Consider the following 26,205-nt stretch of genomic DNA (forward strand, 5'->3'; position numbering starts at 1 on the left):
GCTCGATTTGATCAGCAGTTTGGTCACCAGTCGGCGTGCAACTCCATATAAAAAACTCCACTACACGAAATGTGCAGCAGAGCTTTTGGTAGCCTCCTCGGAGGGAATCGAACCCCCATCGCAAGAACCGGAATCTTGTGTGTTATCCTTTACACCACGAGGAGAAGTATGTTGTGATAAAATGAATTGCAGTGAAAATTATACGTTGGCTTGTCGTTAATTTCAAGCATTGATTTTATTAAACCAAGAATTAGTCTATCATAGAATCGACTATTTGGAAAGAAGCTTACTAATTATACGTGTACCCAACGTTTAAATGAGCATTTTGTTGGGAACATTAAATTATGTACCTACATAAGAAATCAACTTCATGAATAAAGTCAAAAAGGTTAAACTTTTTGTTTGACCTTATTTGACCAAAGAGGTAAGATTAAATTGAAAAAGAAATTAAAAGGAGTGAATGGAATGAATTTAATCCCTACAGTTATTGAACAAACGAACCGCGGAGAACGTGCTTATGATATTTATTCCCGTCTATTAAAAGACCGAATTATTATGCTAGGCGGACCGGTTGATGACAACGTTGCCAACTCCATTGTTGCGCAAATGTTATTTTTAGCAGCAGAAGATCCTGACAAAGATATTTCTCTATACATCAACTCACCAGGTGGTTCCATCACTGCTGGTATGGCGATTTATGACACGATGCAATTCATCAAGCCAGATGTTTCTACAATCTGTGTAGGTATGGCAGCTTCTATGGGTGCATTCTTGCTTGCAGCAGGTTCTGAAGGAAAACGTTATGGCCTACCAAACTCTGAAGTAATGATTCACCAACCATTAGGTGGTACGCAAGGTCAAGCTTCTGACATTGAAATTCACGCAAAACGAATCATTGAAATGCGTGAGAAGATCAACCAAATTCTTGCCGACCGTACAGGTCAGCCGCTTGATGTGATTCAGCGCGATACAGACCGCGATAACTTCATGTCTGCTGAAAAAGCGAAAGAATACGGCTTGATTGATGAAGTTATGGAAAAATAAAACGAATGATAAAAGGCTTTGACGATGTCGTCAAAGCCTTTTTTATATCTAAAACTTAAGTTGCTACGTCTTCTTTCAAATCTTCCTCCACTGCCGCTTCCTTATCAGGCATTAGTAAACTGAACACGATCCCGAAAAATAATGCGATAAAGAACGTTGTGAAACGGGAAGTCATCATTTCTTCTAGCGGCGTGCTAATCCATAAAATGGTCGATAACAGACCGGAAACGATGGTCGCAATCACGCCAGCACTGGAATATCTTTTCCAGAAGAAGGCCATGATAATCGCTGGTGATAATGTACAACCAACACCAGCCCACGCCCATCCAACAACGAGGTAAAGCAAGGATTCAGATACGAGTGCAATGACCATTCCGATTGCACCGAAGAACAGAACTGAGAAACGAGATAACCACAATAATTGCTTCTCTGTTAGCTTGATGCCTAACGCTTGGTTGATAATGTCTTCTGTCACGGATCCTGTAACAACAACCAACTGTGAGTTTGCCGTCGAAATAATTGCTGCCAACACTCCAGCTAACAACAATCCAGCAATCCACGGTGGCATAAACTGTAAGATCATTGTCGGCAGTAATGTTTCAACATCACCGAAACTACCTTGATCATAAAGTGCAATCGCTGCAATACCGATTGCGAATGCGCCTGTGTAAGCCAATACGGTCCATAGGATGGCAACATTTCTTCCTTGTTTCACTTCCTTGTCGTTTCGAAGGGCCATAAACCGTGCACTAAGCTGTGGTTGACCACCCAAAAATCCGAAGAACCAAGAGAAGTTAGTAAAGAATAACACACCGAGCGAGAAGCCTGTCACACCGCCAAACCATTTATCAAAGGTAGGTCCCGCGTCAACAAGCGCTGCGCTGACAGAAATATCATTGGCAAAAATATGGGCAAAAGCGACAATAGGAAGTGCGACTAATGTAATGACCATCATGACACTTTGAATCATATCCGTCCAAACGACAGAGATGAAACCACCCGCAAAAGCGATGGCGAGAATGACAACCGTCGATAGTATAACGCCCCAAACCGGCGGAATATCAAACGTTGTCAGTAACATTTTCCCTGCACCGGCCATTTGTGCACCGACATAAAACATTAAAAAGCCACCGATCAAAACACCTGCTAACCAACGAATCGTGTTTGCTTTTTGTCCGAAGCGTTTCGCTAAATAATCCGGCAATGTAAGTGCGTTATATTTTTCAGCTTCGTCTTTAAAACGCTTGGCAAGGAATAGCCAAGAAAATAAAATACCTGAAGCAATACCAGCTGCAACCCATACACCAGATAACCCTGCAGTGAAAACAAATCCGGTATAACCGAGCAGTAGCCAGGCTGATTCACCTGTTGCTCGTTCGGAAAACGCCAACGCCCAACCCGGAAGCTTTTTTCCTCCTAATAAGAAGTCGGACTGTGACTTACTTTGCTTACTGAAATAATAACCAATCGCCATGATGATCAAACAGTAGATGATGAATTCCGTTAGAATAATATTCATCGAAAATCCCCTTTTTTAGGCTAAGCCTTTACTGATCATTCAAGTTTGGTACCCACTTCACTCAACATCACTTTGTCATGAATCACATTCGCAGCAACAACATCAAATAATCCCATTCCAGTTGACTTAAAAACCACACTCCCCTCTGGATTATTTCTCCAATATTCACCAGCATCAAAACTATTTATTTGAACGACATCCGAAAATTCATGAATGTCTTCTTTCACAAACCAATTAGATTCAACCGCTTGAATGACATCGCCACACTCTTTCATCGCGTCTTCACTATCGACGAAAAAGTGATCACATAGTGCGTATAATTGTTGTGGAAATTCACGCATACTTGGTTGAAAAGAACCAATCCCAACAATCAATTTACCTTTTAGTAACTCTTGGTCGTCAGGTAATACAGGATCATGGGAAGACGTTGCGGTAATGACGACATCCGCATGTTGAATCGCTTCCTCAGCAGAATGACAAGGATAAATGGCTATATCATCCGGTAACCTTTCATACAGCCGTTCGATCAAAGGTTCCAACTTCTCATACGTTCGATTTGTGATATAGATCTCCTTAAAATCCCGTGCTGCACAAGCGGCTAATGTTTGATAAAATCCTTGAACACCCGCACCAATGACTGCAAGGCGCTCAGCATCTGGTTTTGCAAGTCTTCGTACGGCAGCACCACCAAGCGCACCCGTTCGGAATCCGGTAATAAAGTTTCCATCCATGATCGCTAACACTTCACCGTTTTGGCTATCGTTCAAGATCACGAGCCCTTGAATCACAGGTTTATCTTTATTTTCCGGAAAAGATGTGAGCAATTTCGTTGCGATTGCTTGGTCCGTAATACACGGCATAAGAATCATCGTATTCGTATCTTGCTGAACCTGCATCCGTGTAGGCATTTGATAATTTTTGTCAGCATAAATCAGGTAAGCTTCTTCCATCGCATCAATCATTTCTTCCATCGTGATGGATGACTCGATTGTTTGCTGATTGAGATAAAGCATCGTATAAATCCCCCTCTCATAAAATTGCGTCTAGACAATAGCTCCTTCTATTAACAGGTCATTTTCTTTGAAACGCTCAAAGCGAAGCGGACGCAAATCCATCGTTTCATATTGACCGTAGTGAATTAACTCGGCGAGACATTGACCGACTGCAGGAGCTTGCTGCATCCCATGACCACTAAAACCACAAGCCATGTAATAGCCCTTCGCCTCAGGGTGTTCTCCAACGATTGCATTTTGGTCCTCTGTGTTATGGGCATACAAGCCCGCCCAGCCACTGATGATTTTTGCATGTTCAAAATTTTTGACACGGTGACCTAATATCGGCCAAAGCTGTTCCATAAAGAAAGAACGTTTCCAAGAAAAATCAATGCCTGGAGTAACTTTTTCACTAAAACCACTGATGAAATATTGTCCTTCATGACGGAAATAAACACCTGATGGATCTACAGTCAGCGGTAGTTGTTTAGCAATCGGTTCTTCGGTGTCAAATTGGATGATTTGTCGTTTAAGTGGGATGACAGGGATTGGAAAACCACTATTTTCACTAATTTGTGCTGCCCAACCGCCTGCACAATTAATGACGAACGGCGCTTGATAACGATCTCCTGTCGTTGTTTCTACTCCAGTGACAACCCCAGATTCGTGCGTAATCCGCTCCACTTGTTCACAAACAAAGGTCGCACCCAATTGCTTGGCATTTTTTGCATAACCTTGCATCACTGAATACGGATCTAAATAACCGTCTTCTGCACAGTACAACCCACCAACTAAGTCATCGGTCGTTAATTCAGGAATAACGTTTTGTAGTTCGTCTGGAGTTAACAGTTGAGATGGAACACCATAACTTTGTTGCAACTCAGCTTGCGCTTTTAATTCCGCCCAATTTTCATCTTGAGCTAGAAAGAAATATCCATGTTGTCTAAAATCGATTTCGGCTAGTTCTCCATTGACAGCCATGTCTTCTGGAAAGGTCAAGTATTTTTGTAATGAATAGCGACTGATTTGAATATTAATTCCGGTCGTAAACAGTTGTCTGATCCCCCCGGCACTCCGTGGTGTGGATGAATATTCATAGAGAGAATCCTTTTCAAAAATCAATATTTCACCTTCAAAACCTTCTTTTAATAAATGGTAAGCAACGCTGGAACCTATTACGCCTCCACCGATAATAATGAGATCTGTCTGTCTCATGACGCTCCCTCCACATTGTCAGAATATTGTTTCTTTTTATCGTACAAAAAGTATTTGGTCGCTGACTATGGTTAACCTGCATAAATTAAATGAAAATTATTACTATTAAAAATGTTTTGTTTTATGGTAAACTAAATATAAATTGTGAGTTGAACGGAGTGTGTAAGGTGAACGAATTTGTACAGTTTGCACAAAAGGCTGTGAAAGCGGTTTCAAATATACTGCCTTTTCCTATAAGTCTTACAGATGATAAAGGTTTAATCGTTGGAGATTCCAATTCACGGCGCATCGGTACATTCCATGCGCCTTCACAACAAGTCATCATAGAAAATAAACTTGTCCTATTTGACGAAGCAACAACCGACCATACAAAAAATATTTATCCTGGTGCAGCGGTTCCCCTCCATTTTGATTTCGAGACGATCGGTGTTTTAGGAATCATTGGAGACCCAAAAGAAGTCGAACCATACGCCTTGTTAGTTAAAAGCTACATTGAAATGATGTGGCACGAAGCTGCTCATCAACAGCGCCGGACATTTGAAATCAGTCATATGGAAACATTTTTGCATTATGTCTTATTTACGCCTGATGCTGAAAAAGAGAAAATCATTGATTACTGTGACATGATGGATATACCGCATTCGAAAACCCGTTTTATCATCGTGGCAGATTTTGGTCATTCCTTATCGACAATTAACCAAAAAACGTTAACGTTAGATGAAATTAAATACCGTTTCATTCACCTTATGAAAAATATATTCAACAATCATGATGATTTATGCGCTTTTTTGAATAATGATCGAATTGTTATGTGCAAACCATCCTATGGAATTGAAGATTACAAAGAGCAATTGAAAGAGTTCGATACACAAGCAAAACGTTTCTCAGAACAAGCGAATCGTTTATCGATCAAGGAAGTATCCATTGCCGCAGGTCCTCTCGTCTCTTCCATCGATGAACTGACAAACTCCTATCAAAAGGCCGATCTATTAATTCGCTTTGCAAAGAAAAACGGATTGAATGGTGGAGCCTATCATTGTTTGGATCCCTATATACTTGCAAATTTATTTTATGACGGGTCGACCCATCTACTAGACGAACCACTTGAGATGCTCCTCCAGCCATTGTTGCAAGATCCGGCTAGCGCAGAGTTGATCAAGAACTTTACGACTTATTTGGAATGCAATATGAATATTAGCGAGGCGGCAGAACAACTTTTCGTCCACCGAAACACCCTACTCTATCGACTCAATAAAGTAGAGCGAATGACAGGCATTCCCTATAAAAATTTCAAACTCGCATCAATGCTTTATTATTATTTGCAGCGGAAGGCTAGCAGTTGAAAGGGAAAGTACTATTAGAGGAAAGTTGGCGGTCATAAAAGGTCGATGCGCGCTAAGGATATGTGCCCGAGATTTTAAAATTTGCGCCCAGGACTTGCGGATATGCTCCCTGCGTGTAGTATTATGTGACCAGTTTCGGTGAATATGTGCCCTGGTAGGAATAATATGAGACGAATCTTTGAAAATATGAGCCTTTATGGAAATGTGAAATTGAGCTTATCTTACGGATTCTCGACAGCGATCAACGTGTCATATGCGCCCGTATCAGTGAAATATGCACCTTCTTGTGGCGGATATGCTCCCTCCTTCTTCGGTTATGCGACCAACTTGGGAAAATATGCGACCAAACGGGCAAGATATGCTTCCAATCTCTCAATATATGAGCCTTCCAAAACACTTCGCAGAAAAACTTTCCATTCATCATTGCATTTATTTCTGAATATTGTAAAATAGATAACAAACCAAGGTTAAACTGTCACAAGCAGTTATTCTCCCTTGGATGCTGAAAATGTTTCAAATAACTAAAACTGTTCCATAGCCGAAACTCCTTGTTGCCGAGGAGATGCAAGGCGAATGTGAAGCCAGTTCATTGTTTTTAGTCGGATGACTAATAACTTTGTGCTGGCTTTTTTTAATGGTTTTATGACTGATGTTGAATGAGAGGAGTGATCAAGCTGAGTAACACATTGGAAGGGATCCGTGTTCTTGATTTATCAAGGGTGCTCGCCGGTCCGTATTGTACAATGATTTTGGGTGACCTCGGGGCTGAGATCATCAAGGTGGAAGCACCTGGTGGCAGTGATGAAACGCGCGGTTGGGGACCGCCTTTTCAAGAAGGAGTCAGTGCGTATTACCTTTGTGCGAATCGGAACAAGAAAAGCCTCACTGTAAACTTGAAATCGGAAGAAGGTCAGCGGGTGATTCATCAGCTCGTCAAAGAGAGTGATGTCATCATCAATAATTTTAAGACGGGTACGATGGACCGACTGAATCTAGGGTATGACGACTTGAAAAAAATGAACCCCGGACTCGTCTATTGCTCGATTACAGGGTTTGGGGAAACGGGTCCGTATAAGGACTTTCCTGGCTATGATTTTATTATTCAAGCAATGAGTGGCTTGATGAGTATTACAGGAACGGAGGAGTCGGGTCCACAGAAGGTCGGTGTCGCCATCACGGATATTTTGACGGGACTCTATGCGTGTATCGGAATCCAGGCTGCTTTGTTGGAGCGCACCCAGTCTGGTGAGGGGCAAAAAATTGATATATCTCTCTATGATTCTGCCGTCAGTTCACTGGTGAATATTGCGAGCAATTACTTAATGGCTGAAAAAATTCCAGAGAGACTCGGGAATCATCATGCCAATATCGTTCCTTATCAAACATTTGATACGCGTGATGGAAGTCTTGTCATTGCGGTTGGGAATGACCGGCAGTTCGCTCAGTTAACCAAGTTACTCGGGCACTCTGAGCTGGCTGATGACCCTCGCTTTCAGACGAACGCCAAGCGCGTTGAAAATCGTGGACAGCTCAGTCCTATTTTAAATGATCTTTTTAAGCAAGAATCAACAGCTCATTGGACAGAAGTTTGCCGACAAAACAACATTCCATGTGGACCGATTCAAAACGTAAGTGAGTTAACAAAAGACCCACAGCTACAACACCGCGACATGTTTATCGAACAAGAACATCCTGTTGCTGGAGACATCAAGCTCGTCGGCAGTCCATTAAAATTATCAAAAACACCGGTGCAATACCAATCCTATCCACCTTCTGCCGGTGAACATAACGAAGAGCTTTTACAAACCATCGGATATTCAACAGAGGAAATTGAGGAAATGAAAAAGAACCATATTATTTAGGAGGAATGAAATATGAATTTTGAATTTAGTGATGAACAAAAGATGCTACGACAAACGGCGAGAGATTTCGTCGATAAAGAAATTATGCCTTACATGGCTGAATGGGATGAAAAAGGCAGTTTCGATCCAGCCATTTGGAAGAAGCTTGCCGACCTCGGTTTAATGGGCGTTTGTGTGCCGGAAGAGTATGGCGGCAGTGGTATGGACTATAACTCGCTTGCAATCGTTTGTGAAGAACTTGAGCGCGGTGATACCACTTTCCGGACAGCCGTTTCCGTCCATACTGGCTTGAACAGCATGACACTCATGCAATGGGCGAATGAAGAACAGAAGCAAAAATACTTGGTACCACAAGCAAAAGGGGAACAAATCGGCGCATTCGGTTTAACAGAGCCTGGTGCAGGTTCTGATGTCGCTGCCATGTCTACGACAGCTAAAAAAGAAGGCGATTATTATATTTTAAATGGGCAAAAAACATGGATCTCGTTATGTGATGTTGCCGACAACTTCCTTGTTTTCGCCTATACGGATAGCAAAGATAAAAAGCACAAAGGTATCTCTGCCTTTATCGTTGAACGAACAATGGAAGGTTTTTCATCCAAAGGGATTAAAGGAAAACTCGGAATTCGTGCGGGTAACACCGGAGAGATCTTTTTTGATAACATTAAAGTACCGAAAGAAAATCTGCTTGGCGAAGAAGGTGAAGGCTTCAAAATCGCGATGTCTGCATTAGACAATGGTCGATTTACGGTTGCCGCTGGTGCGTGTGGACTCATCCAAGCGTGTATTGAGGCTAGTGTGAACTACTGCCACGAACGTGAAACATTCGGCAAACCAATCGGTAAGCATCAGCTCGTCCAACAAATGATCGCGAAAATGGAAGCCGGCTATCAGATGAGCCGTTTACTCGTTTACCGTGCAGGGGAATTGAAAAACAAGGGAGTTCGCAACACACGCGAAACGTCACTCGCCAAATGGCAGGCTTGTGATTTTGCGAACCAAGCAGCAGATGACGCCGTTCAAATCCATGGTGCTTATGGTTATTCAAGCGAATACCCAGTGGAACGATACTTACGAAACTCCAAAGCACCGGTCATCTATGAAGGCACACGAGAAATCCATACACTGATGCAAGCAGATTATGTTCTCGGTTATCGAAAAGATAAAAAGTTAAACAAGATGCTGCCGGCTTGGTCAAGTGAAGACAAATAAGCAATGGGAGGTATGTCCATGACAACCTTTGATGCAAACACTAAAGGGATTTTTGTCAATGGTGAATGGAAAGAAGCAAAGTCTGGTGAAACGGAAGTTGTCGATAACCCAACTACTTTAGAGAAACTAACTGAAGTTTCAAATGGAGATTTCGATGATGCGACGGATGCCATCGACGCTGCTTATGAAGCTTTTCCAGAATGGTCAAAAATGAGTCCTCGGAAACGATCAAAAATTTTGTACCGAGCGTATGAGCTCATGATGGAAGACGTCGATCGATTAGGCGAAATCTTGACGCTTGAACAAGGAAAGCCATTAAAAGAAGCAAAAGGTGAAATTAAAGGTGCTGCTAGTTTCTTACAGTGGTATTCCGAAGAAGCAAATCGTATATACGGGGAAATGATTCCTGCATCCCGTGAAGGCAACCGGCAGTTCGTCTTGCCACAGCCAGTCGGGGTTGTCGGTGCGATTACACCATGGAACTTTCCTTCTTCAATGATTACACGTAAATGCGGTCCTGCTTTGGCAGCCGGATGTACAGTTGTATTGAAACCAGCGATGGAAACACCACTTTCTGCAATTGAGATTGCGAAAATTTTCGAGAAAGCTGGTCTTCCAAAAGGTGTGTTCAACCTTGTGACTGGAAAAGCACAAGAAATCGGTGAAGCCTTTTTAACAAATGATAAAGTCCGTAAAATTACGTTTACCGGATCAACAGAAGTCGGAAAGTACTTAATGCGTGAAAGTGCCGACCAACTGAAAAAAGTTTCATTGGAATTGGGTGGTCACGCACCAATTCTCGTATTCGAAGATGCTGACCTAGAAACAGCAGCTAATTTAACGCTCGCAAGCAAATTCAGAAACGCCGGCCAAACGTGCATTTGCGCGAACCGCGTTTATGTTCAAGAATCGATTAAAGATCAATTCAGTAAAGTTTTATTGGAAAAAGTGAAAGACCTGAACGTCGGGAATGGCTTAAATGACGGTGTGGATATTGGACCGTTAATTAACGAAAACGGCACCGACAAAGTCCAAGACCATTTAACTGATGCAACGAACAAAGGCGCTCGAATTCTTTGTGGAGGAACCAAATGGGATGGCGAATATGATGGACACTTCTTTGAACCAACCCTTTTAGATAATATTACGGATGACATGAAAGTCATGAACGAAGAAACATTCGGCCCGCTTCTTCCGCTTCAAACATTCAAAACCGAAGAAGAAGCAATCAAAGCGGCCAACAATACAAAATACGGCTTAGCGGCATACTTCTTTACCGAAAACCTCGACCGTACCTTCCGTGTATCTGAGGCTTTGGAATACGGAATGGTCGGTGTTAACGAAGTATTCCCTTCTGTCGCTGAAGCACCATTCGGCGGAATCAAACAGTCCGGATTCGGAAAAGAAGGCGGACACCATGGAATCGATGATTTTGTCGTGAAGAAATTAGTTACGATTAGTGGGAAGAAATAGAATAGTGCAGTTAACCCGAGAGTTCGTTACTCTCGGGTTTTATCATTTAGCCTTTGCTAAAGTGCGTTGTTGCTGATTCAACATCGGTTTCTCCGCCATTTATAGGCGGTTTTGCACGGTTTTTCGATGGCTTCGCTCCGTTTTTCGACGGCTTTCCTCCGTTTTTCGACGGCTTCTCTCAGTTTTTCAACGGCTTCTCTCAATTTTTCGACGGCTTCGCTCCGTTTTTCGGCGGCTTCGCTCGATTTTTCGACGGCTTCTCACAGTTTATCGGCGGCTTCTCATGATTTATCGACGGCTTCCCGCGGCAAACTAATTAACTATGCTAAAATAATCGTAGGTGACGCAATAAAGAGAGGTTGTTACTATGAAAATATTACTCATCGGAGCAACAGGCCTCTTAGGCCAAGCTGTCAAACAAGAATTAGAAGGCGAACATGAAATCATTGGGGCTGCTTTGGAAGGAGCCGATTTTAACGTCGACATGACAAAGCCAGAACAAATCCGTGAGATGTTTGAAAAAGTCGGGAAAGTTGATGCAGTCATCAGCACGGCAGGCGACGCTCCTTTTGTTCCTCTGGAGGAATTGACTCCTGAATTGAATGATGTTGGTATTGAAAGCAAATTAAAAGGACAGATCAACCTCGTTCTGATTGGCATGGAGTATGTGAATGACGGAGGAAGCTTCACCTTAACGACAGGCATTTTAATGGACGACCCTATCCCTAAAGGAACGTCCTCAGCCATGACAAATGGAGCGATTACAGGCTTTGTCAAATCAGCAGCGATCGAGTTGCCAAGGGGTATACGGATTAATAATGTAAGTCCGAATGTCTTTTCTGAAGCATCAAAAGAGCATCGTGACACATTTCAAGGGTTCGAGCCTGTTTCCATCGAGAAAGTTGCGTTGGCATTCCGGAAAAGTGTCAATGGAAAGCAAACTGGACAGACTTATAAAGTTTATTAAAATGCGACAATCCGAAACTTTTGTTATAAGTTTCGGATGTTTTTATTTTTCTATGGATAGATTCCCCCACGTTTGTGTCCATTGTTTCTGTTGGACTCTTGCTTGATAGATTGCCATTCTGTGTAAAATCTCCATCATCCACTCATCCGCTTCAATTACTTCGATGATTTTACCTTTTGTTCACAAAAGATGACACCCCTTGTTTGATTGTCTGAGAGATTATTGGATAACTTACATTATTCTTTTCAATATAAATCTCCATTTCTAGATCATCAACACAAACAATACAGCGAAAACATTCGCTACAAAATGTGATAGAGCGCTCATCCAAGCGTTATTGGTTTTATGAAAAATCACCCCGTAAAGAACACTGTTGATCAAGATGAACACTAAATCATAACCGACAATAAGAGTTGGTCCAATTGCAAAATGTCCTAACGTAAAGAATATAGACGTTACAAGAATGGCTGGCGCAATCGGCATGAAGTGACTCATCTGTTTTTGGAAGAATGCCCGCCAGGCAATCTCTTCGCCGAGTGCCATGACTGTAAGTTGGATGATCAAAAGAAAAATGACTTGAAAAGAGAGGGCAACTTCTGTTCGTTCTTGTAAATGAGTGAAAAATTCAGGTAAGAATAAAGCAGCGATTGATAGACTGAGGACATTCATGATTAGCGGTAGAACGAGCCAAAACCAATTCGGCTTCATTTTAAATTCAATGATAAATCGTGGAAGACTGAGTTCATGTGAGCCAAATAAATCTTGTCGTTTACTTCTGTATAGAATAAATCCGATGACGCCAACAAGAATCGAAATTCCTGCAATCGACAATTCAAAAAGGCTCAAAACAGATAAGACAATCATAGCCGAAACGAAAATCAATAAAATTCCTCGAAACTCCATCCCTACTTTCACAAAAAAATGTCCATAGATCATTCTATGAACATTCTTGGTTGTTTATTTTTTTTGTTGTTCATACTGTTTATATAAATCTTTCACTGCGGTAGCCAATGCGGATCCTGCTTTACCGAGGTAGTGCTCTTTGATGAGTTTGACAGGTTCCTCGATTCCGTCTTCCAAGCAATAACCTCTTAAAATCCGACTGATGAACTCCCGGCCATGTTCAGTCGCCAACGTACAGCTGACTTCGATGACAACGCCATGTTTTTTATCCAATTCAGCCGTTACCGTCAATGTTTCATAAATCGTTTGCGCGGCCATGCCTGCCGGTAATTTTGCATGACCTGCGACAAAGTATGTATTCATGCTCTCGACCTCCCTTTCACTCTTATTCTATCATTTTTTTGGAGCACCGAGAGCAATAGAAATTTGAGTTGCGGTATGTTGAATCTTCCTTTTCATATCTGTTAAGCGCTCTCCTTCAAAATGTTGTGAAAGACCACTAATGGTTAAGGCTGAAATAACATGACCTAGATGATTATAAATCGGATATGAAATACCGACCGTGTCTTCATCTTGTTCGCCATAACTGATTGAATATCCTTGTTTTTTTATCTTTTTTAATTCTTGTTGGAGTTTTTCTTGGTCGATCGGCTCGCCATTTTTTATCGATCGAAGTGGTTCGTGCATGAAAACGTGGTTCTGCTCTGTTTCATCCATGAAAGCCAATAATAGTTTCGGACCTGATCCAATATAAAGCGGAGAACTTTTACCCACCTGCGTGTATAGCCGGATGGCACGGTTGCTCTCCACTTTTTCTATATAAGTGGCATGTAAGTCGTTTTGGATAACCAGGTGAACAGCTTCGTTTATTTCCTGACCTAATTCCTCCATATAAGGCTTGGCGATCCTGCGAATATCCAGTTGATCGGCTACTAAATTTCCAAGCTCCAACAAACGCAATCCTAATCGATATTTCCCATTCGGCTCAGGATCCCTTGCCAAGAAATCTTCTTGTTCCAACGAGCTGAGCAAACGATATGCCGTTGCTTTTGGTAGTTTCGCTGTTTCTGCAATTTCCTTTAATGTCCACTCTGTCTGTTTCTCATCGAATAACTTCAATAATTGCAAGGCTTTAATGACGCTTTGATTCATTGTTTTTCCCTCTTTCATCGTTCTCTATTGAGCACATCTTTATTTAAAGGGTAGCACGACAATTGTATCGCCTACCCTCTAAAATGTTAAAGAAACGTCTGTGTCTGTTTATACACTGACATACGATTCATCTTCATATGTTTCTTCTCGAATGACAACATCTCGCTTCGCCATTTCTTCAATATATTCTTTTCCAGGAACAATTTGTTCTGGTGGGTAGACCCCTTGTTGATCGATGACTCCCGAACCGATCATTTGGGCTACGACTGATATTGTATTGGCTGTTGCGCGTGCCATAGCCGTGACTTTCGTTTCCATGTCTTTGGTGGTCGTCATTTGGAATTGATGGTACTGTTTTTGACCATTTTTCTTTCCTCCTACGACTACACGCAGAAGGACGGCATCTTTCTTATCGCCAAGCTTCACGAAAGGCTCTAGTGCTTTTAAGAGCACTTGTCGTGTATTAATTTCTTGCCCATCAATATTCACAAAGGCATCCTTCGACGTTAAGTTCAAATCGACCAATAGCTTGAACTTTTCCGCATGACCAGGATAGCGAATGGTTTTATATTCTAATGTATTGATATCACTAAATGTAATCGGCATTGTAGAGGTTCCACCGGATGTATGGAATGCTTCTAATTCTCCATATTCATCGAAGTAAATGGACTCGACTTCCGTCAACGCTTTTACTTCTTGTTTTTTCCCATCACGAATAATTAACGCTGGGTCTGTGTAGTGATCGAATAAACCTTCCATAGAAAAAACATGATTGTATTCCAGTGGCGGTTCTGGTTCTGCTGGAATACCGCCAACATATAGGCGGATGGATTCGACTTCATCCAATTTGCTTGCACCATAGCCGGATAAAATATTGATCATTCCTGGCGCAACGCCCAAATCTGGAATGATTGTCACACCCGCTTCTTGCGCTTCCTCTTTCATAGCCAACACTTTATCCGTAATATTACCGATGTGACCTCCGAGATCAACAGATGATACACCGACTTTAATCGCTGTTTTAGCGACTTTTTCATTAAAAGAATAAAATAGTGCATTAATAATAACATCAAAATTTCGCATGAAGTCTGCAAGCTCCACATCATTTGATGCATCGACTTGGTAGGCCGTCAATTTCGGTGAATTTAATTGATCACAAACATGCTTCGCTTGTTCAAATGCTAAATCCGCCAAACCGACCTCTGTCACTTGATCACTATTCACTAAATCTCTCGCCGCTTCTTTCCCCATTAATCCAGACCCTAACACTCCTATTTTCATCCTGTGTCCTCCCCATGTAAACAGATTTAACCGGCAAGCTGATCCACCCAACCAACTTGCCGATTGTTCAACATTCGATTCAATTTTTATAGACGTTTAGTTATCAATTTGTGCACGTTGAAGCTTTCCGCTGTAATCCACATAGACCGCTCTCCACTCTGTAAAGACATCCAGTGCTGCTTGACCGGAATCACGGTGGCCGTTTCCTGTGCCTTTTGTTCCACCGAACGGTAAGTGAATTTCAGCCCCCGTTGTTCCAGCGTTTACATAAACAATCCCTGTATCCAAGTCACGTTGTGCTTTAAAGACTTGATTGGCATCCTGGGTGAAAATAGAACTGGACAGTCCGAATTCCACACTGTTGTTCACTTCGACGGCTTCTTCATAACTTTCCACTGGGATGATTGACAGAACAGGTCCAAAAATTTCTTCTTGGGCAATACGTGCGTTCGGTTTTACGTCCGTAAATAATGTCGGTTCAAAGTAATAACCGGATTCATATTTCCCTTCCGTCAATTCACTTCCGCCAGTAAGTAGCTTGCCTTCTTCTTTTCCGATTTCAATATATTTCTTGATTTTATCAATGCCGCCTTGATTGATGATCGGACCAACTTTAATGTCATCATTTAACCCGTCACCGATTTTCAAGTTTTTCATTTCTTCTAATATATGTTTTTCAAGGTCTTCTTTCACTTTTTCATGGACGATAACTCGGCTTGTGGCGGTACAACGTTGACCACTCGTACCAAATGCACCCCATACGATTCCTTGTGCCGCTAATTCTAAGTCAGCATCATCCATGACGATGACTGCGTTTTTACCGCCCATCTCAAGCGATACTTTTTTCAACTGACGTCCACATTCAGAAGCAATATTTCGGCCTACTTCATTGGATCCTGTAAATGAAATCACTCGTAGGTCGTCATGATGCACCATCGCATCGCCGACGTCGCCTCCTGAACCGAAAACAACGTTGACAACGCCTTTTGGCAATCCAGCTTCTTCAAAAATTTTCGCCATTTCATAAGCCATTAATGGCGTCTCTGTTGCTGGCTTCCATACGACTGTATTTCCTGCAACAATCGCCGGGAACGATTTCCATGTCGCAATGGCAATAGGGAAATTCCAAGGTGTAATAATTCCTACAACGCCTACCGGTGCACGAACACTCATTGCGAATTTATTTTTCAACTCCGCAGGAACCGTATGACCGAATAAACGACGTCCTTCTCCAGCCATATAAAAGGCCATATCGATACCTTCCTGAACTTCTCCGCGCGCTTCCTCTAACACCTTTCCGTTTTCTTGCGTCAAAATTTGTGAAAGATGTTCTTTACGTTCTTTCATCATTTGACCGATATCATATAAAATTTCTGCACGCATTGGCGCTGGCTCGAGTGACCATTCTTTCTGTGCTTTTTTCGCTGCTGCTACAGCTTCGTTAACATCGTCGGTTCCGGATAGTGGTACGTCGACTAATTTTTTACCGTTAGCGGGATTGACAACATCCCCGTACTGATCCGTCTTCGGTTCAACCCATTCGCCTCCGATGAAATTTTTCAGTTGGCTGACATCTACTTTACCAACTGATGTTTCTCCGATATCACTTCTTTGATCCACTTTGCTTGTCATGCTTATCCCCTCCAATAGAATTTATGATTGATTACGCAAATCATTAATCGTTTTCTTAATCGAAATTTGTTCAGGATCGGTCATAATTTCGATGACCGTCGGTGTAGTGGTATCCATGGCTTGTGATAAAGCACGCTGAAATTCTTCCGCTCGTTCAACTAAAATTCCTTTTGCACCGAGACCTTCAGCAATTTGAACGAAATTGACGCTTCCTAAATTGGTACCAATCACTTTTTCCGGATAGTGCATTTCTTGGTGCATGCGGATAGTACCGTACATATGATTGTTGAATACAAGGTGAATTGTCGCGAGATTGTTTCTGGCTGCCGTTTCAATCTCCTGCAACGTCATCATGAATCCTCCATCACCCGATAAGGAAACGACATGCCGCTTGGGATGAGCAAACTTCGCTCCGATGGCCGCTGGAACACCATAGCCCATCGCGCCTGATGTTGGTCCTACATAGGTGTTGCTCTCATTAAACGGAAAGTACGTATGGAGCCATCCTGCAAAATTGCCTGCATCATTTGTGTATATCGTGTCACTCGGCAATTGTTTCGCCAGTTGATCGATGACAAAACTGTTAATCGGCGAATGTTCATCTAATTGAAGTGTGGATGCTTTTTCATACGCTTCACGTCGTTCACTCGCCCACTGTTTCCATGTCGGTTGGATAGTTAGCTGATAACATGCTTCCAGTGCTTCCTTAGCATCTGCTTGAATGCCTAATTGAGGTGCATACACTTTCCCCAACACTTCATCTGATATGTCGATGTGAACCAATTTATGACTCGTTGAAAGAATTGAGTAATCTTGCGTTGTCACTTCAGATAAGCGTGTACCGACGGCCAGGACGGTGTCAGCATTTTTCACCGTGTCAATGATGTTCGGATTCGTTCCTAACCCTAAATGACCGCAAAATAACGGATGATTATGTGGGAAAACATCATGACGTCTAAAAGCTGTGATCACCGGCAAGTGAAATTTCTCAGCGAAGGCGACGAGCGCTTCTTCAGCCTGCGAGCTTTTTATGCCACCACCTGCAATGACAACCGGTTGCTTGCTTTCAGCTAATAAATTTTCTAGCTTACTCACCTCAGATTGCGAAGGTGTTGGTCGCGGTTTGGTGAATGGTGGACCGGGCTCTGCGTCACATACTTCTTTTAACACATCCTCCGGCAATGAAATGACGACTGGGCCCGGACGTCCGGATTGTGCAACGCGAAATGCCCGTTGCATGATTTCAATGGCTCGGTCGCCGTCTTGAAGTTCATACGTCCACTTGGAGATTGGTTTAAAAAATTGGTCCAAATCGACCTCTTGGAAGCCTTCCCGCCCACGGAATTTACTGTGAACTTGCCCGAGGAGTACAATCATTGGTGTGGAATCTTGGTAAGCTGTATGGACACCGATTGTCAAATTGGCACCGCCTACACCACGGGTTGCCATGACAACGCCAACTTTTCCACTCGCCTTCGCGTATCCTTCCGCCATAAATGCAGCTCCACCTTCATGTCGGTTGGATACAAGCTCAATGGTTGAAGAGTCATAAATGGCATCCATGACTGGTAAGTAACTCTCGCCAGGAACGCAAAAGACTTTATCGACTTCTTCACGCTCCATCACCGAGACAATTCCTTGAGCCCCGTTTATTTGTGATTGTTTTTTCAAGGATTGCACAGAATTCATAGCTCTTTCGCTCCTTCCTTGCTGAACTGCTTCATGCGATCGACGGCTTCCTGTAACCGGTCTGTCGGTACCGACAACGATACACGGAAATAACCTTCTCCCCCCGATCCGAAAGCCGAACCTGGAGTAACGATCACCCCCGCTTTCATCAGTAATTCATCCGCAAATTCAGCTGACGTATAACCTTCTGGTACAGGTGCCCAAATGAAGAACGTTGCTTTCGGCCGGTCGACTTCGATCCCGAGCGCTTGCAGACCTTCCAGCATGTCATCCATTCGTTTTTCATAAATCGCATTATTCGCTTTCACCGACTGCAAATCACTTCGTAAAGCTGCTGTTCCCGCTTTTTGAATCGGTATGAATTGTGACGTGTCGGTGTTGTTCTTCACCGTAGACAGTGCTCGAATCATCTCTGGGTTTCCTACGACATAACCGATTCGCCAACCGGTCATATTAAAGCTTTTTGAAAGGGAACCGAATTCAACGCCAACTTCTTTTGCGCCAGGAACTTGCATTAAGCTCGGTGCTTGGTAATCCCCATAAGTCACGAGGCTATACGCGGCATCTTGTGCTAGCATTGTCTGGTGTTGCTTTGCTTTTGTAACCGCTTCCAAAAATGTGTCAATGGTTACCGTACCTGCAGTGGGATTACTCGGGTAATTGAGTAACATTAATGTTGCTAGATCCCACTCCTCGCTAGTCAGTTGTGAAAAGTCTGGACGAAATCCATCTTCTGCATTTAGTTGATAATGATGCGCTTTTGCACCCGCCAAATGGATCGCTGCTTGATAAACCGGGTACCCTGGGTTTGGTACAAGTACGCTTTCACCAGGGTTCACAACAGCTGTAATCAAATTAGCAATGCCTTCCTTTGAACCGATTAACGCAAGGATTTCCGTTTCCGGATCAAGGTCAACATCGTATTGTGTTTTGTAAAAGTGAGCTACGGCTTCTCTGTATTCAGGAATTCCAAAGTAGTTAGAATACCGATGATTCTCAGGCTTTCTTACTTCCTCTACTAACCGGTCAATGACGAAGTCCGGTGCCGGCAAATCAGGTGCACCAATCCCTAAATCAATGACATCTACTCCTTGAGCTTCGAGATCCTTTTTCTTTCGTTGAAACTCAGAGAATACATATGGAGGCAATGTATTGACACGTTCCGAAGTATACTCCAACCATGTTCCACTCCCCTCTTTCTATTTCATTAAATGAAATAATATTTCATTAGATGACTTTATCACTCATTATATAAAAGACGTTACATTATTTCAATACTTAAAATAAAATTAATTTTTAGATAATTTGTTGGTTATTGTCGATTACTATGCTGATCCTGGAACTCGTTTAGGAGTGGCTAGATTTTTTATTGGCGGGTTCATTCGATTTATCGGCGGGTTTGCTCGTTCATCGGGCGGCTCGATCTGTTTATCGGATAGCTAGACCTGCTTATCGAGCGGTTGGATTCGCTCATCGGGCGCCTGGAAAAGCGCATCGGGTGGCTTCACTTGATTTTTCGACGGCTTGTACACGGAATTCGACGGCTTCAGCTCACTTTTCGACGGCTAACACACGGAATTCGACGGCTTCAGCTCATTATTCGATGGCTCCCACACAATATTCGATGGCTCGAACACGGAATTCGACGGCTTCACGTGAGTTTTCGACGGCTGCAGCAAAACACGCGCCATTCTCCAAAAACAAAAAACTGTTCAATAGGATTTCTCCCATGAACAGTTTGATGAAAAAAGAGGGTCTATGATTCAGCGGTAATGAATTGACTCAGCTTTTCGATCGCTTCGTCTTCATCTGGTCCGTCTGCTTGGATGCCTACAACTTCATTCATACCAATGGCCAAGCTCATTACACCCATTATACTTTTGGCATTGACCTGCTTTCCGCCTTTCTCCAAAAAAATCTCTGCAGAAAAACGGTTGGCTTCTTGGACAAATTTCGCTGCAGGTCTCGCTTGTAGTCCTGGATCGATTTTTACAGTAAGTTCTCTTTCAACCACTTTCATTACTCCCCTCTTCAAAAATCAGCTTATTAATACAATATTATAGCATGTTCTATTGCTTATTTAAAAGGCTTTGTTAAAGGCCGTTGTTGATATTGTGATCCGCTACCGGTGGGCGCTTTTACCCAAAGGGCATAAGGACGACATCTGCGATAAATCGCAGTGTCTTCTTTACCGCGGGCACGGCTCGAGCCTCCTCGGAAGAAAGACACTTCCTGCGGGGTCTCGAGACTCGTGCTATTCCGACGCCTAGGATGGGCTAGTGTCAACGTTGGCCACAGGACGTGGCCGGTTTTAGTTGACCCGCAGGAGTCGCCACCTTCGCTTCTCACAATTCAACAACTCAATGCAACATCATTAGAAAATCAACACTAAACCTTAACAGAGCCATTTAAAAAGAACGATACATTTTATTTATTAATTTTGCAACAGTTCACCTTTTCGTAATTTCTCTGCAAATTCATCAATTCGTTTCAGTCGATGATTGATTCCGGACTTGCTGATTTTTCCGGTTGTCGATAGTTCGCCCAATTCCTTTAAGGAAACATCTTGATGTTCCAGTCTCAGTTTAGCAACTTCCTGAAGTTTGTCAGGCAAAGATTCCAAGCCAACCGTATCTTCAATGAATTTAATGTTTTCAACTTGACGAAAGGCGGCACCGATTGTTTTATTTAAATTCGCTGTATCACAATTGACCAGGCGATTCACGGAATTACGCATATCCCGCATAATCCGAACATCTTCAAACTTCAATAAAGCTTGATTCGCTCCGATAATGATCAAAAAATCAGTAATTTTCTCTGCTTCTTTTAAATACGTGATATAGCCGTTTTTCCGTTCATGAGTCTTAGCGGATAAATCAAATTGATTCATCAAGTCACAAAGCGCTTCATTATGATCCTCATAAAATGAGAAAATTTCCATATGATATGACGATGTTTCCGGATTATTGACAGAGCCACCCGCCATAAATGCCCCTCTTAGATAGGCGCGTTTACAGCAATCTTTCTCCATAATTTCCTGGGAAATATGTCGAATAAAAGTCAGTGGCTCCTGCAAAATATTCATATCAGTCAATAGATGTTTGGCACCTTCAGATATTCGAACGATATAAACATTATTTTTCTTCAAACGCATTTTTTTCCGGACAAGCAATTCAACTGGAAGTCCGTATATATTTTTAATCAACGTATAAATCCGGCGAGCAATCGCTGCATTTTCTGTTTGAATATCCAACGTATATTTACGGTTGGAAAATGAAAGCGTACCATTCATCCGAATCAAAGCAGAGAGCTCAGACTTTTGACAGCAATGATCTGCTTCAATCGTTGTTAATTCTTTTTTTGTTTCCGATGCAAAAGACATCGCGCATTCTCCTCTATATTATCCTCATCACTATTGTACCAATTCATGCAGGATCTTGGCGATTTCATGCTCATTATGTTTCAAAGTTCCATCTTCATGTAAGTTTGCAATATTTCCCCGAACGACTTCAACACCCAATTGTTGGATAACTTCATCATCGCATAAGACCGGTTCAGCTTTTTCTTTTTCATATTCTGCGATAATCTGATTGGAAATTTCCTTATTATGAACAATGATTCGATCTAAAAAGGATTGGTTCGCATGTTGATGAATCGCTCGAATATGGTCAGAAGCTTTATAATGACTCGTTTCACCGTACTGGGTCATAATATTACACACATAAACAGAAGTTGCTTTTGTTTTATTTAACGCATCCTGAATTTTCGGTGCAATCAAGTTCGGCAAAATACTTGTGTATAAGCTACCAGGTGCAATGACGATTAATTCGGCTTGCTCAATTGCCCGGATTGCTTCTGGTAATGGCTCTACGTCATCAGTATCATAAAAGACACGTTTAATTCGCTTTCCTACTTCAGGAATTTGCGACTCCCCACGGATGACGGACCCATCTTCAAACTCCGCCTTCAAGTACATGTTTGAATTGGAGATCGGATAGATGCGCCCTTTCACATTAAACACGCGCGAAATTTCCTTGATGCCTTTATAGAAATCACCAGTGATTGATGTCATTCCAGCCAAAATTAAATTTCCAAGCGCATGACCGGATAAACCATTTCCATTTTCAAATCGATGTTGAAAAAGCTTTAATAACGTTGGCTCTACTGCAGACATCGAAGCAATTACTTTCCGTATATCACCAGGTGCAGGTATGGCGAGGTCTTCTCTCAATCGGCCCGTACTTCCTCCATCGTCAGCTACGGTAACGATTGCAGACAAATTAACCGGATACTTTCTCAATCCTCGCAGTAAAACCGGCATCCCGGTTCCTCCCCCGATGACCACAACTTTTGGGCCATTTATATCTGTCATTTTTTAACTTTTCCCCTTTTTTTATCGATATCTCTATGATACACATGTGTTGTATAATTTCTGCCTAAAATGTCACCTAACTTCTCGGATAAGGCAACCGAGCGATGCTGTCCACCCGTACAACCGATTCCAATGACCAATTGACTTTTCCCTTCGCGCACATAATGCGGCAACATGTACTCGAGTAAATCCTTCAGTTTCCTCATAAATGTTCGTGTCTCTTTCCATTTGAATACATAAGACGAAACTTCATGATTTTTACCAGTCAAATCTCTCATGGAGTCGACGTAATGAGGGTTCGGCAGGAAACGGACATCGAACACTAAATCCGCATCAATTGGAACACCATGTTTAAATCCAAACGAGACGATTTGAACGGAGAAAACTTGTTGTTTCTTCTCCTTGAAATGATCGGTAATTTTCTGTCGTAGTTCTTTGGCAGGTAGTTGATCCGTATGTAGAATGGTTTGGGCACGGCCTTTTAGCTCATCTAAAATTTGTCGTTCCTGCTTAATCCCTTCTAACGGTAATCCTTCAGGTGCCAATGGATGTGATCGCCTTGTCTCTTTATAACGGGTGACAAGCGTTTGGTCTTCTGCATCCAAAAATAATACGTGTTCCGCAATTCGATCGTCTTCAGCGAGTTGATCGAGCGTTTCGTACAACGTATCAAAAAACTCTCTGCCACGTAAATCCATGACAACAGCGAGCTTTTTATTCTCTTCTTGGTTATCCTTCATCAATTCTAAGAACTTCGGGAGTAAAGTCGGTGGTAAGTTATCGACACAAAAATATCCGAGATCTTCAAAGCTATGAACAGCTACTGTCTTTCCGGCACCAGACATTCCTGTAACGATGACTAACTCAACTTTCGACTTATCTTCCATGCGATCACCTTTTCTTCCTTTTATTTAGACGGTTGTTTTTCTATATATATTTACATAAATGGTTTGGTATGTTTAAGCGATCCGATTCTACGATTTGTGAAAGAGTTGACCGTGTTTAACTAAGTTGACCCTATCATGTATTGATCGTGCTTAAAATGTTTCCTTTCCTTCCATTATACAATGGATTGACGGATCCACCAAAGAAAATCGAACATTCTCTTAGATGATTCCGATATTCAATTAAGTATTTTTCATCAAAAAAACACAGGCAGTTTATAAAACTACCTGTGCGTGAAACAATATATTGAATAAAGGGGGTCAATATTTACTTACATTGTACCCGATAATTATTGCAACCGTGTTACAACAGCGTTAAAACCCTTTTACTTTTTATTTCTTTGCTGCACTGATCTTTTCCATTAAATCTTCAATATACGATTGAGCGCGTTGTCCCGCGATACTTCCGTCACCCGTTGCCGTGACGATTTGGCGTAGTTCTTTTTCACGAACATCACCAGCTGCAAAAATTCCTGGGATGCTTGTTTCCATATTTTCATTCGTTACAACTTGGTTTTCATCGTTTAAGATTCCGAGACCTTTAAACGGGTCACTTAATGGAAGCAATCCGATGTAAATAAATACACCATCGATTTCTTCCTCGCGCTCTTCACCCGTTTGGTTATTGACGAGAACAGCTGTTTTTACTTGGCCGTCCCCTTTGATTTCCTTCATTTCAGTGTTCCAATAAAAATCAATTTTTTCATTTTCAAAGGCACGGTCCTGAAGGATTTTTTGGGCACGTAGTTCATCCCGGCGGTGCACAATCGTTACCCGATCAGCAAAGCGCGTCAGATAGATTCCTTCCTCAACAGCAGAGTCTCCTCCGCCGACAACGAAAAGTCTTCTTTCTTTAAAGAAAGCTCCGTCACATACGGCACAATAAGAAACACCGCGTCCAGCAAACTCTTCTTCACCAGGGATTCCTAGCTTCTTGTACTCGGCACCAGTAGAAATGATGATCGAGCGTGTGCGGAACTCTTGGTCTCCTGCTTTAACGACTTTATAATCACCAAAATCTTCAACCGATTGAATATCACCATAAGCATACTCTGCACCAAATTTTTGTGCGTGTTCAAACATTTTGGTCGATAGATCCGGTCCTAATATATGATCGAAACCTGGGTAGTTTTCGACATCTTGTGTGTTAGCCACTTGGCCACCAGGCATTCCTCTTTCAAGCATCAATGTGTCCAAATTGGCACGTGACGTATAAACAGCTGCCGTCATTCCAGCAGGTCCTGCGCCAGCAATAATTACATCATACATACGTTCATCAGTCATGAATTCTCACTCCTTTTATCAAGCATCCTACTACATCATATTCCATTATTCTGCGTTCGACAAACGTTCAGCTCAAACGCTTCCGTGGATGCTTGGAGCCATCAATATTGGTTGATGAAATCCGCTAAATCCGGATGTTTTTTACAGCCTTGATCCCAAATCTGCTCAGCTTTTTTCATTTGGCCAATTTGTTTTAAAGCATAACCATACCAAAGATAATAATTCAAAAAGCCGGAAACATTCCCAGCCTGGATTTTGTGAAATCGCTGGACTGCTTCTTCGCATGCATTGACTTGAGACAGGATGACAGCTATTTTTAGCTTTTGTGAATCGTAGGTCGGATATACGTTGTTCAATGATTCAATCAGCTCATCAGCTATCGCTTGTTGATTCGTGTGGTAATAAAAATAGATCAAATTGAGTCGACTATGAAGCGAACTGGAATCTTGTTCGAACCAAGACTCTTCTAATGTGATGGCAACATCTTCTTTTCCTAGTCGAAATAGTGCATAGGCGTAATCATGCCGTGCTGGAATATATTCTGGAAATTGAACCATCATTTCTTCCAAAATTTCAATCGCTTTATCCCATTCTTGATGCTCCAAATAATAATAGGATGATTCTTGGCAAATAAAGAATTCGTCTTCCTCATCCATCTCCAACTCATCATCCAGATCTTCAAGCATTACCTGATTTATGAGCGCAATCAATTCTCTCACATCATCTGAAAACTCACCCTCAGGTGCTTCAGATAAATATTCTGTCGCATACCGCTTCGCTTCCTGAAAGAGACCTAAATGCGCATAATTATTCGCCAAAAGATAATACCCATCGACATAATTTTCATCCAATTCAACGACACGCTGCAACAATTCATTCGCTCGGTGATATTGGTGCAATTCCGTGTATAGTACCGACAACTGGCTGAGAAAAAGTGGATTATCCGGTGAACACTCGATTGCCTTCTTGATCCATTTTTCCGCACGTGAAAATTGCTTTCGTTGAAAAGCCTTCACACCATGGGAAAAATAGAACTGGCTATCCGCACGAAACGGGACCACATTTCCTTCTAAATTGTTTTTCTGCTTCATACTTGATGTTTGCATAAAGGCCTCCTACAGAACTCATCAAAATTCTCTCCTTTTAGTATAACATATACCAAATATTCACAGTAGGTATATTTAGGAAGGAGAACTTTCGGTCGGACTTTCGCGAAAAATGAATGCAACGATCTAATGAAGGCGGATGATCGTTCAAAGGGATGCGCTGAACGTTCAAAGATTTACGTTGATCGTTCAAAGGGATGCGCTGAACGTTCAAA

Annotated in this window: 22 protein-coding genes and 1 tRNA gene; 6 read left to right on the plus strand and 17 right to left on the minus strand. The window is 42.1% G+C overall.

Annotation, left to right across the window (positions count from 1 at the left end):
* Positions 1-92 precede the first annotated feature (92 nt).
* Positions 93-164: transfer RNA gene (locus tag FPQ10_RS08605), tRNA-Arg, on the minus strand.
* Between the two features lie 301 nt (positions 165-465).
* On the opposite strand from FPQ10_RS08605, the gene clpP reads away from it, so the two are divergent.
* Positions 466-1,044, plus strand: a complete 579-nt coding sequence (clpP, locus tag FPQ10_RS08610; protein WP_144163019.1) for an ATP-dependent Clp endopeptidase proteolytic subunit ClpP — start codon at positions 466-468, stop codon at positions 1,042-1,044.
* Between the two features lie 55 nt (positions 1,045-1,099).
* Here the strand turns inward: clpP and FPQ10_RS08615 are convergent, their stop codons facing one another.
* Genes FPQ10_RS08615 through FPQ10_RS08625 form a run of 3 tightly spaced genes read right to left on the minus strand, consistent with a single transcriptional unit; the run spans position 1,100 to position 4,770 of the window.
* The gene (locus FPQ10_RS08615; protein WP_144163021.1) at positions 1,100-2,563 is read right to left on the minus strand and encodes a sodium/proline symporter; all 1,464 of its coding nucleotides are present in this window, start codon (positions 2,561-2,563) and stop codon (positions 1,100-1,102) included.
* A gap of 35 nt (positions 2,564-2,598) precedes the next feature.
* Positions 2,599-3,576 (minus strand): ornithine cyclodeaminase family protein, encoded by a 978-nt coding sequence (locus FPQ10_RS08620; protein ID WP_144163023.1) that lies wholly within the window; start codon positions 3,574-3,576, stop codon positions 2,599-2,601.
* Positions 3,577-3,606: 30 nt separating this feature from the next.
* Positions 3,607-4,770, minus strand: a complete 1,164-nt coding sequence (locus tag FPQ10_RS08625; RefSeq protein ID WP_144163025.1) for an NAD(P)/FAD-dependent oxidoreductase — start codon at positions 4,768-4,770, stop codon at positions 3,607-3,609.
* 167 nt (positions 4,771-4,937) lie between these two features.
* Between FPQ10_RS08625 and FPQ10_RS08630 the strand changes: the two genes are divergently transcribed.
* The 5 genes from FPQ10_RS08630 to FPQ10_RS08650 all read left to right on the plus strand — a co-directional run bounded on the left by FPQ10_RS08630 (position 4,938) and on the right by FPQ10_RS08650 (position 11,627).
* A complete protein-coding gene (locus FPQ10_RS08630) occupies positions 4,938-6,113 on the plus strand; it encodes a CdaR family transcriptional regulator (RefSeq protein WP_186278620.1) in 1,176 nt (391 codons plus the stop codon).
* Positions 6,114-6,787: 674 nt separating this feature from the next.
* Complete coding sequence (locus FPQ10_RS08635) at positions 6,788-7,975, plus strand: CaiB/BaiF CoA transferase family protein (RefSeq protein ID WP_144163061.1); 1,188 nt, start codon at positions 6,788-6,790, stop codon at positions 7,973-7,975.
* Between the two features lie 12 nt (positions 7,976-7,987).
* Positions 7,988-9,187, plus strand: a complete 1,200-nt coding sequence (locus FPQ10_RS08640) for an acyl-CoA dehydrogenase family protein (protein ID WP_144163029.1) — start codon at positions 7,988-7,990, stop codon at positions 9,185-9,187.
* Positions 9,188-9,205: 18 nt separating this feature from the next.
* Positions 9,206-10,660, plus strand: a complete 1,455-nt coding sequence (locus FPQ10_RS08645) for an NAD-dependent succinate-semialdehyde dehydrogenase (protein WP_144163031.1) — start codon at positions 9,206-9,208, stop codon at positions 10,658-10,660.
* A gap of 367 nt (positions 10,661-11,027) precedes the next feature.
* Positions 11,028-11,627: a short chain dehydrogenase gene (locus FPQ10_RS08650; protein ID WP_144163033.1), complete on the plus strand. Its 600-nt coding sequence runs from the start codon at positions 11,028-11,030 to the stop codon at positions 11,625-11,627.
* Positions 11,628-11,891: 264 nt separating this feature from the next.
* On the opposite strand, the gene FPQ10_RS08655 is transcribed toward FPQ10_RS08650, so the two are convergent.
* From FPQ10_RS08655 to FPQ10_RS08715, 13 genes are all read right to left on the minus strand, one after another.
* Positions 11,892-12,563: a CPBP family intramembrane glutamic endopeptidase gene (locus FPQ10_RS08655; protein ID WP_144163035.1), complete on the minus strand. Its 672-nt coding sequence runs from the start codon at positions 12,561-12,563 to the stop codon at positions 11,892-11,894.
* Between the two features lie 21 nt (positions 12,564-12,584).
* Positions 12,585-12,893 (minus strand): DUF3870 domain-containing protein, encoded by a 309-nt coding sequence (locus FPQ10_RS08660; protein WP_144163037.1) that lies wholly within the window; start codon positions 12,891-12,893, stop codon positions 12,585-12,587.
* 30 nt (positions 12,894-12,923) lie between these two features.
* A complete protein-coding gene (locus FPQ10_RS08665; protein ID WP_144163039.1) occupies positions 12,924-13,682 on the minus strand; it encodes an IclR family transcriptional regulator in 759 nt (252 codons plus the stop codon).
* 108 nt (positions 13,683-13,790) lie between these two features.
* The gene (locus FPQ10_RS08670; RefSeq protein ID WP_144163041.1) at positions 13,791-14,963 is read right to left on the minus strand and encodes a saccharopine dehydrogenase family protein; all 1,173 of its coding nucleotides are present in this window, start codon (positions 14,961-14,963) and stop codon (positions 13,791-13,793) included.
* A 96-nt stretch (positions 14,964-15,059) separates the two neighbouring features.
* A complete protein-coding gene (locus tag FPQ10_RS08675) occupies positions 15,060-16,595 on the minus strand; it encodes an aldehyde dehydrogenase family protein (RefSeq protein WP_144163043.1) in 1,536 nt (511 codons plus the stop codon).
* Between the two features lie 21 nt (positions 16,596-16,616).
* Complete coding sequence (locus FPQ10_RS08680) at positions 16,617-18,284, minus strand: thiamine pyrophosphate-dependent enzyme (RefSeq protein WP_144163045.1); 1,668 nt, start codon at positions 18,282-18,284, stop codon at positions 16,617-16,619.
* Positions 18,281-19,462 (minus strand): LL-diaminopimelate aminotransferase, encoded by a 1,182-nt coding sequence (locus FPQ10_RS08685; RefSeq protein ID WP_144163047.1) that lies wholly within the window; start codon positions 19,460-19,462, stop codon positions 18,281-18,283. Before FPQ10_RS08685 ends, FPQ10_RS08680 begins: the two co-directional genes overlap by 4 nt.
* 578 nt (positions 19,463-20,040) lie before the next feature.
* Positions 20,041-20,298, minus strand: a complete 258-nt coding sequence (locus FPQ10_RS08690; RefSeq protein WP_144163063.1) for an HPr family phosphocarrier protein — start codon at positions 20,296-20,298, stop codon at positions 20,041-20,043.
* Positions 20,299-20,718: 420 nt separating this feature from the next.
* Positions 20,719-21,666, minus strand: coding sequence for a DNA-binding protein WhiA (whiA, locus tag FPQ10_RS08695; RefSeq protein WP_144163049.1), 948 nt, complete (start codon positions 21,664-21,666; stop codon positions 20,719-20,721).
* 30 nt (positions 21,667-21,696) lie between these two features.
* Positions 21,697-22,656, minus strand: coding sequence for a gluconeogenesis factor YvcK family protein (locus FPQ10_RS08700; RefSeq protein WP_144163051.1), 960 nt, complete (start codon positions 22,654-22,656; stop codon positions 21,697-21,699).
* Positions 22,653-23,543, minus strand: a complete 891-nt coding sequence (gene rapZ, locus FPQ10_RS08705) for an RNase adapter RapZ (RefSeq protein WP_144163053.1) — start codon at positions 23,541-23,543, stop codon at positions 22,653-22,655. The genes FPQ10_RS08700 and rapZ overlap by 4 nt, the downstream gene beginning before the upstream one ends.
* Positions 23,544-23,933: 390 nt before the next feature.
* Positions 23,934-24,884 carry a thioredoxin-disulfide reductase gene (gene trxB / locus FPQ10_RS08710; RefSeq protein WP_144163055.1) on the minus strand — a complete coding sequence of 317 codons (951 nt, stop codon included), beginning with the start codon at positions 24,882-24,884 and terminating at the stop codon, positions 23,934-23,936.
* 101 nt (positions 24,885-24,985) lie between these two features.
* Positions 24,986-25,990 (minus strand): tetratricopeptide repeat protein, encoded by a 1,005-nt coding sequence (locus tag FPQ10_RS08715; protein WP_144163057.1) that lies wholly within the window; start codon positions 25,988-25,990, stop codon positions 24,986-24,988.
* Positions 25,991-26,205: the final 215 nt, after the last annotated feature.

Source organism: Allobacillus sp. SKP2-8 (genome assembly GCF_007559355.1).
In the GTDB taxonomy this organism is placed as follows: domain Bacteria; phylum Bacillota; class Bacilli; order Bacillales; family Alkalibacillaceae; genus Allobacillus; species Allobacillus halotolerans.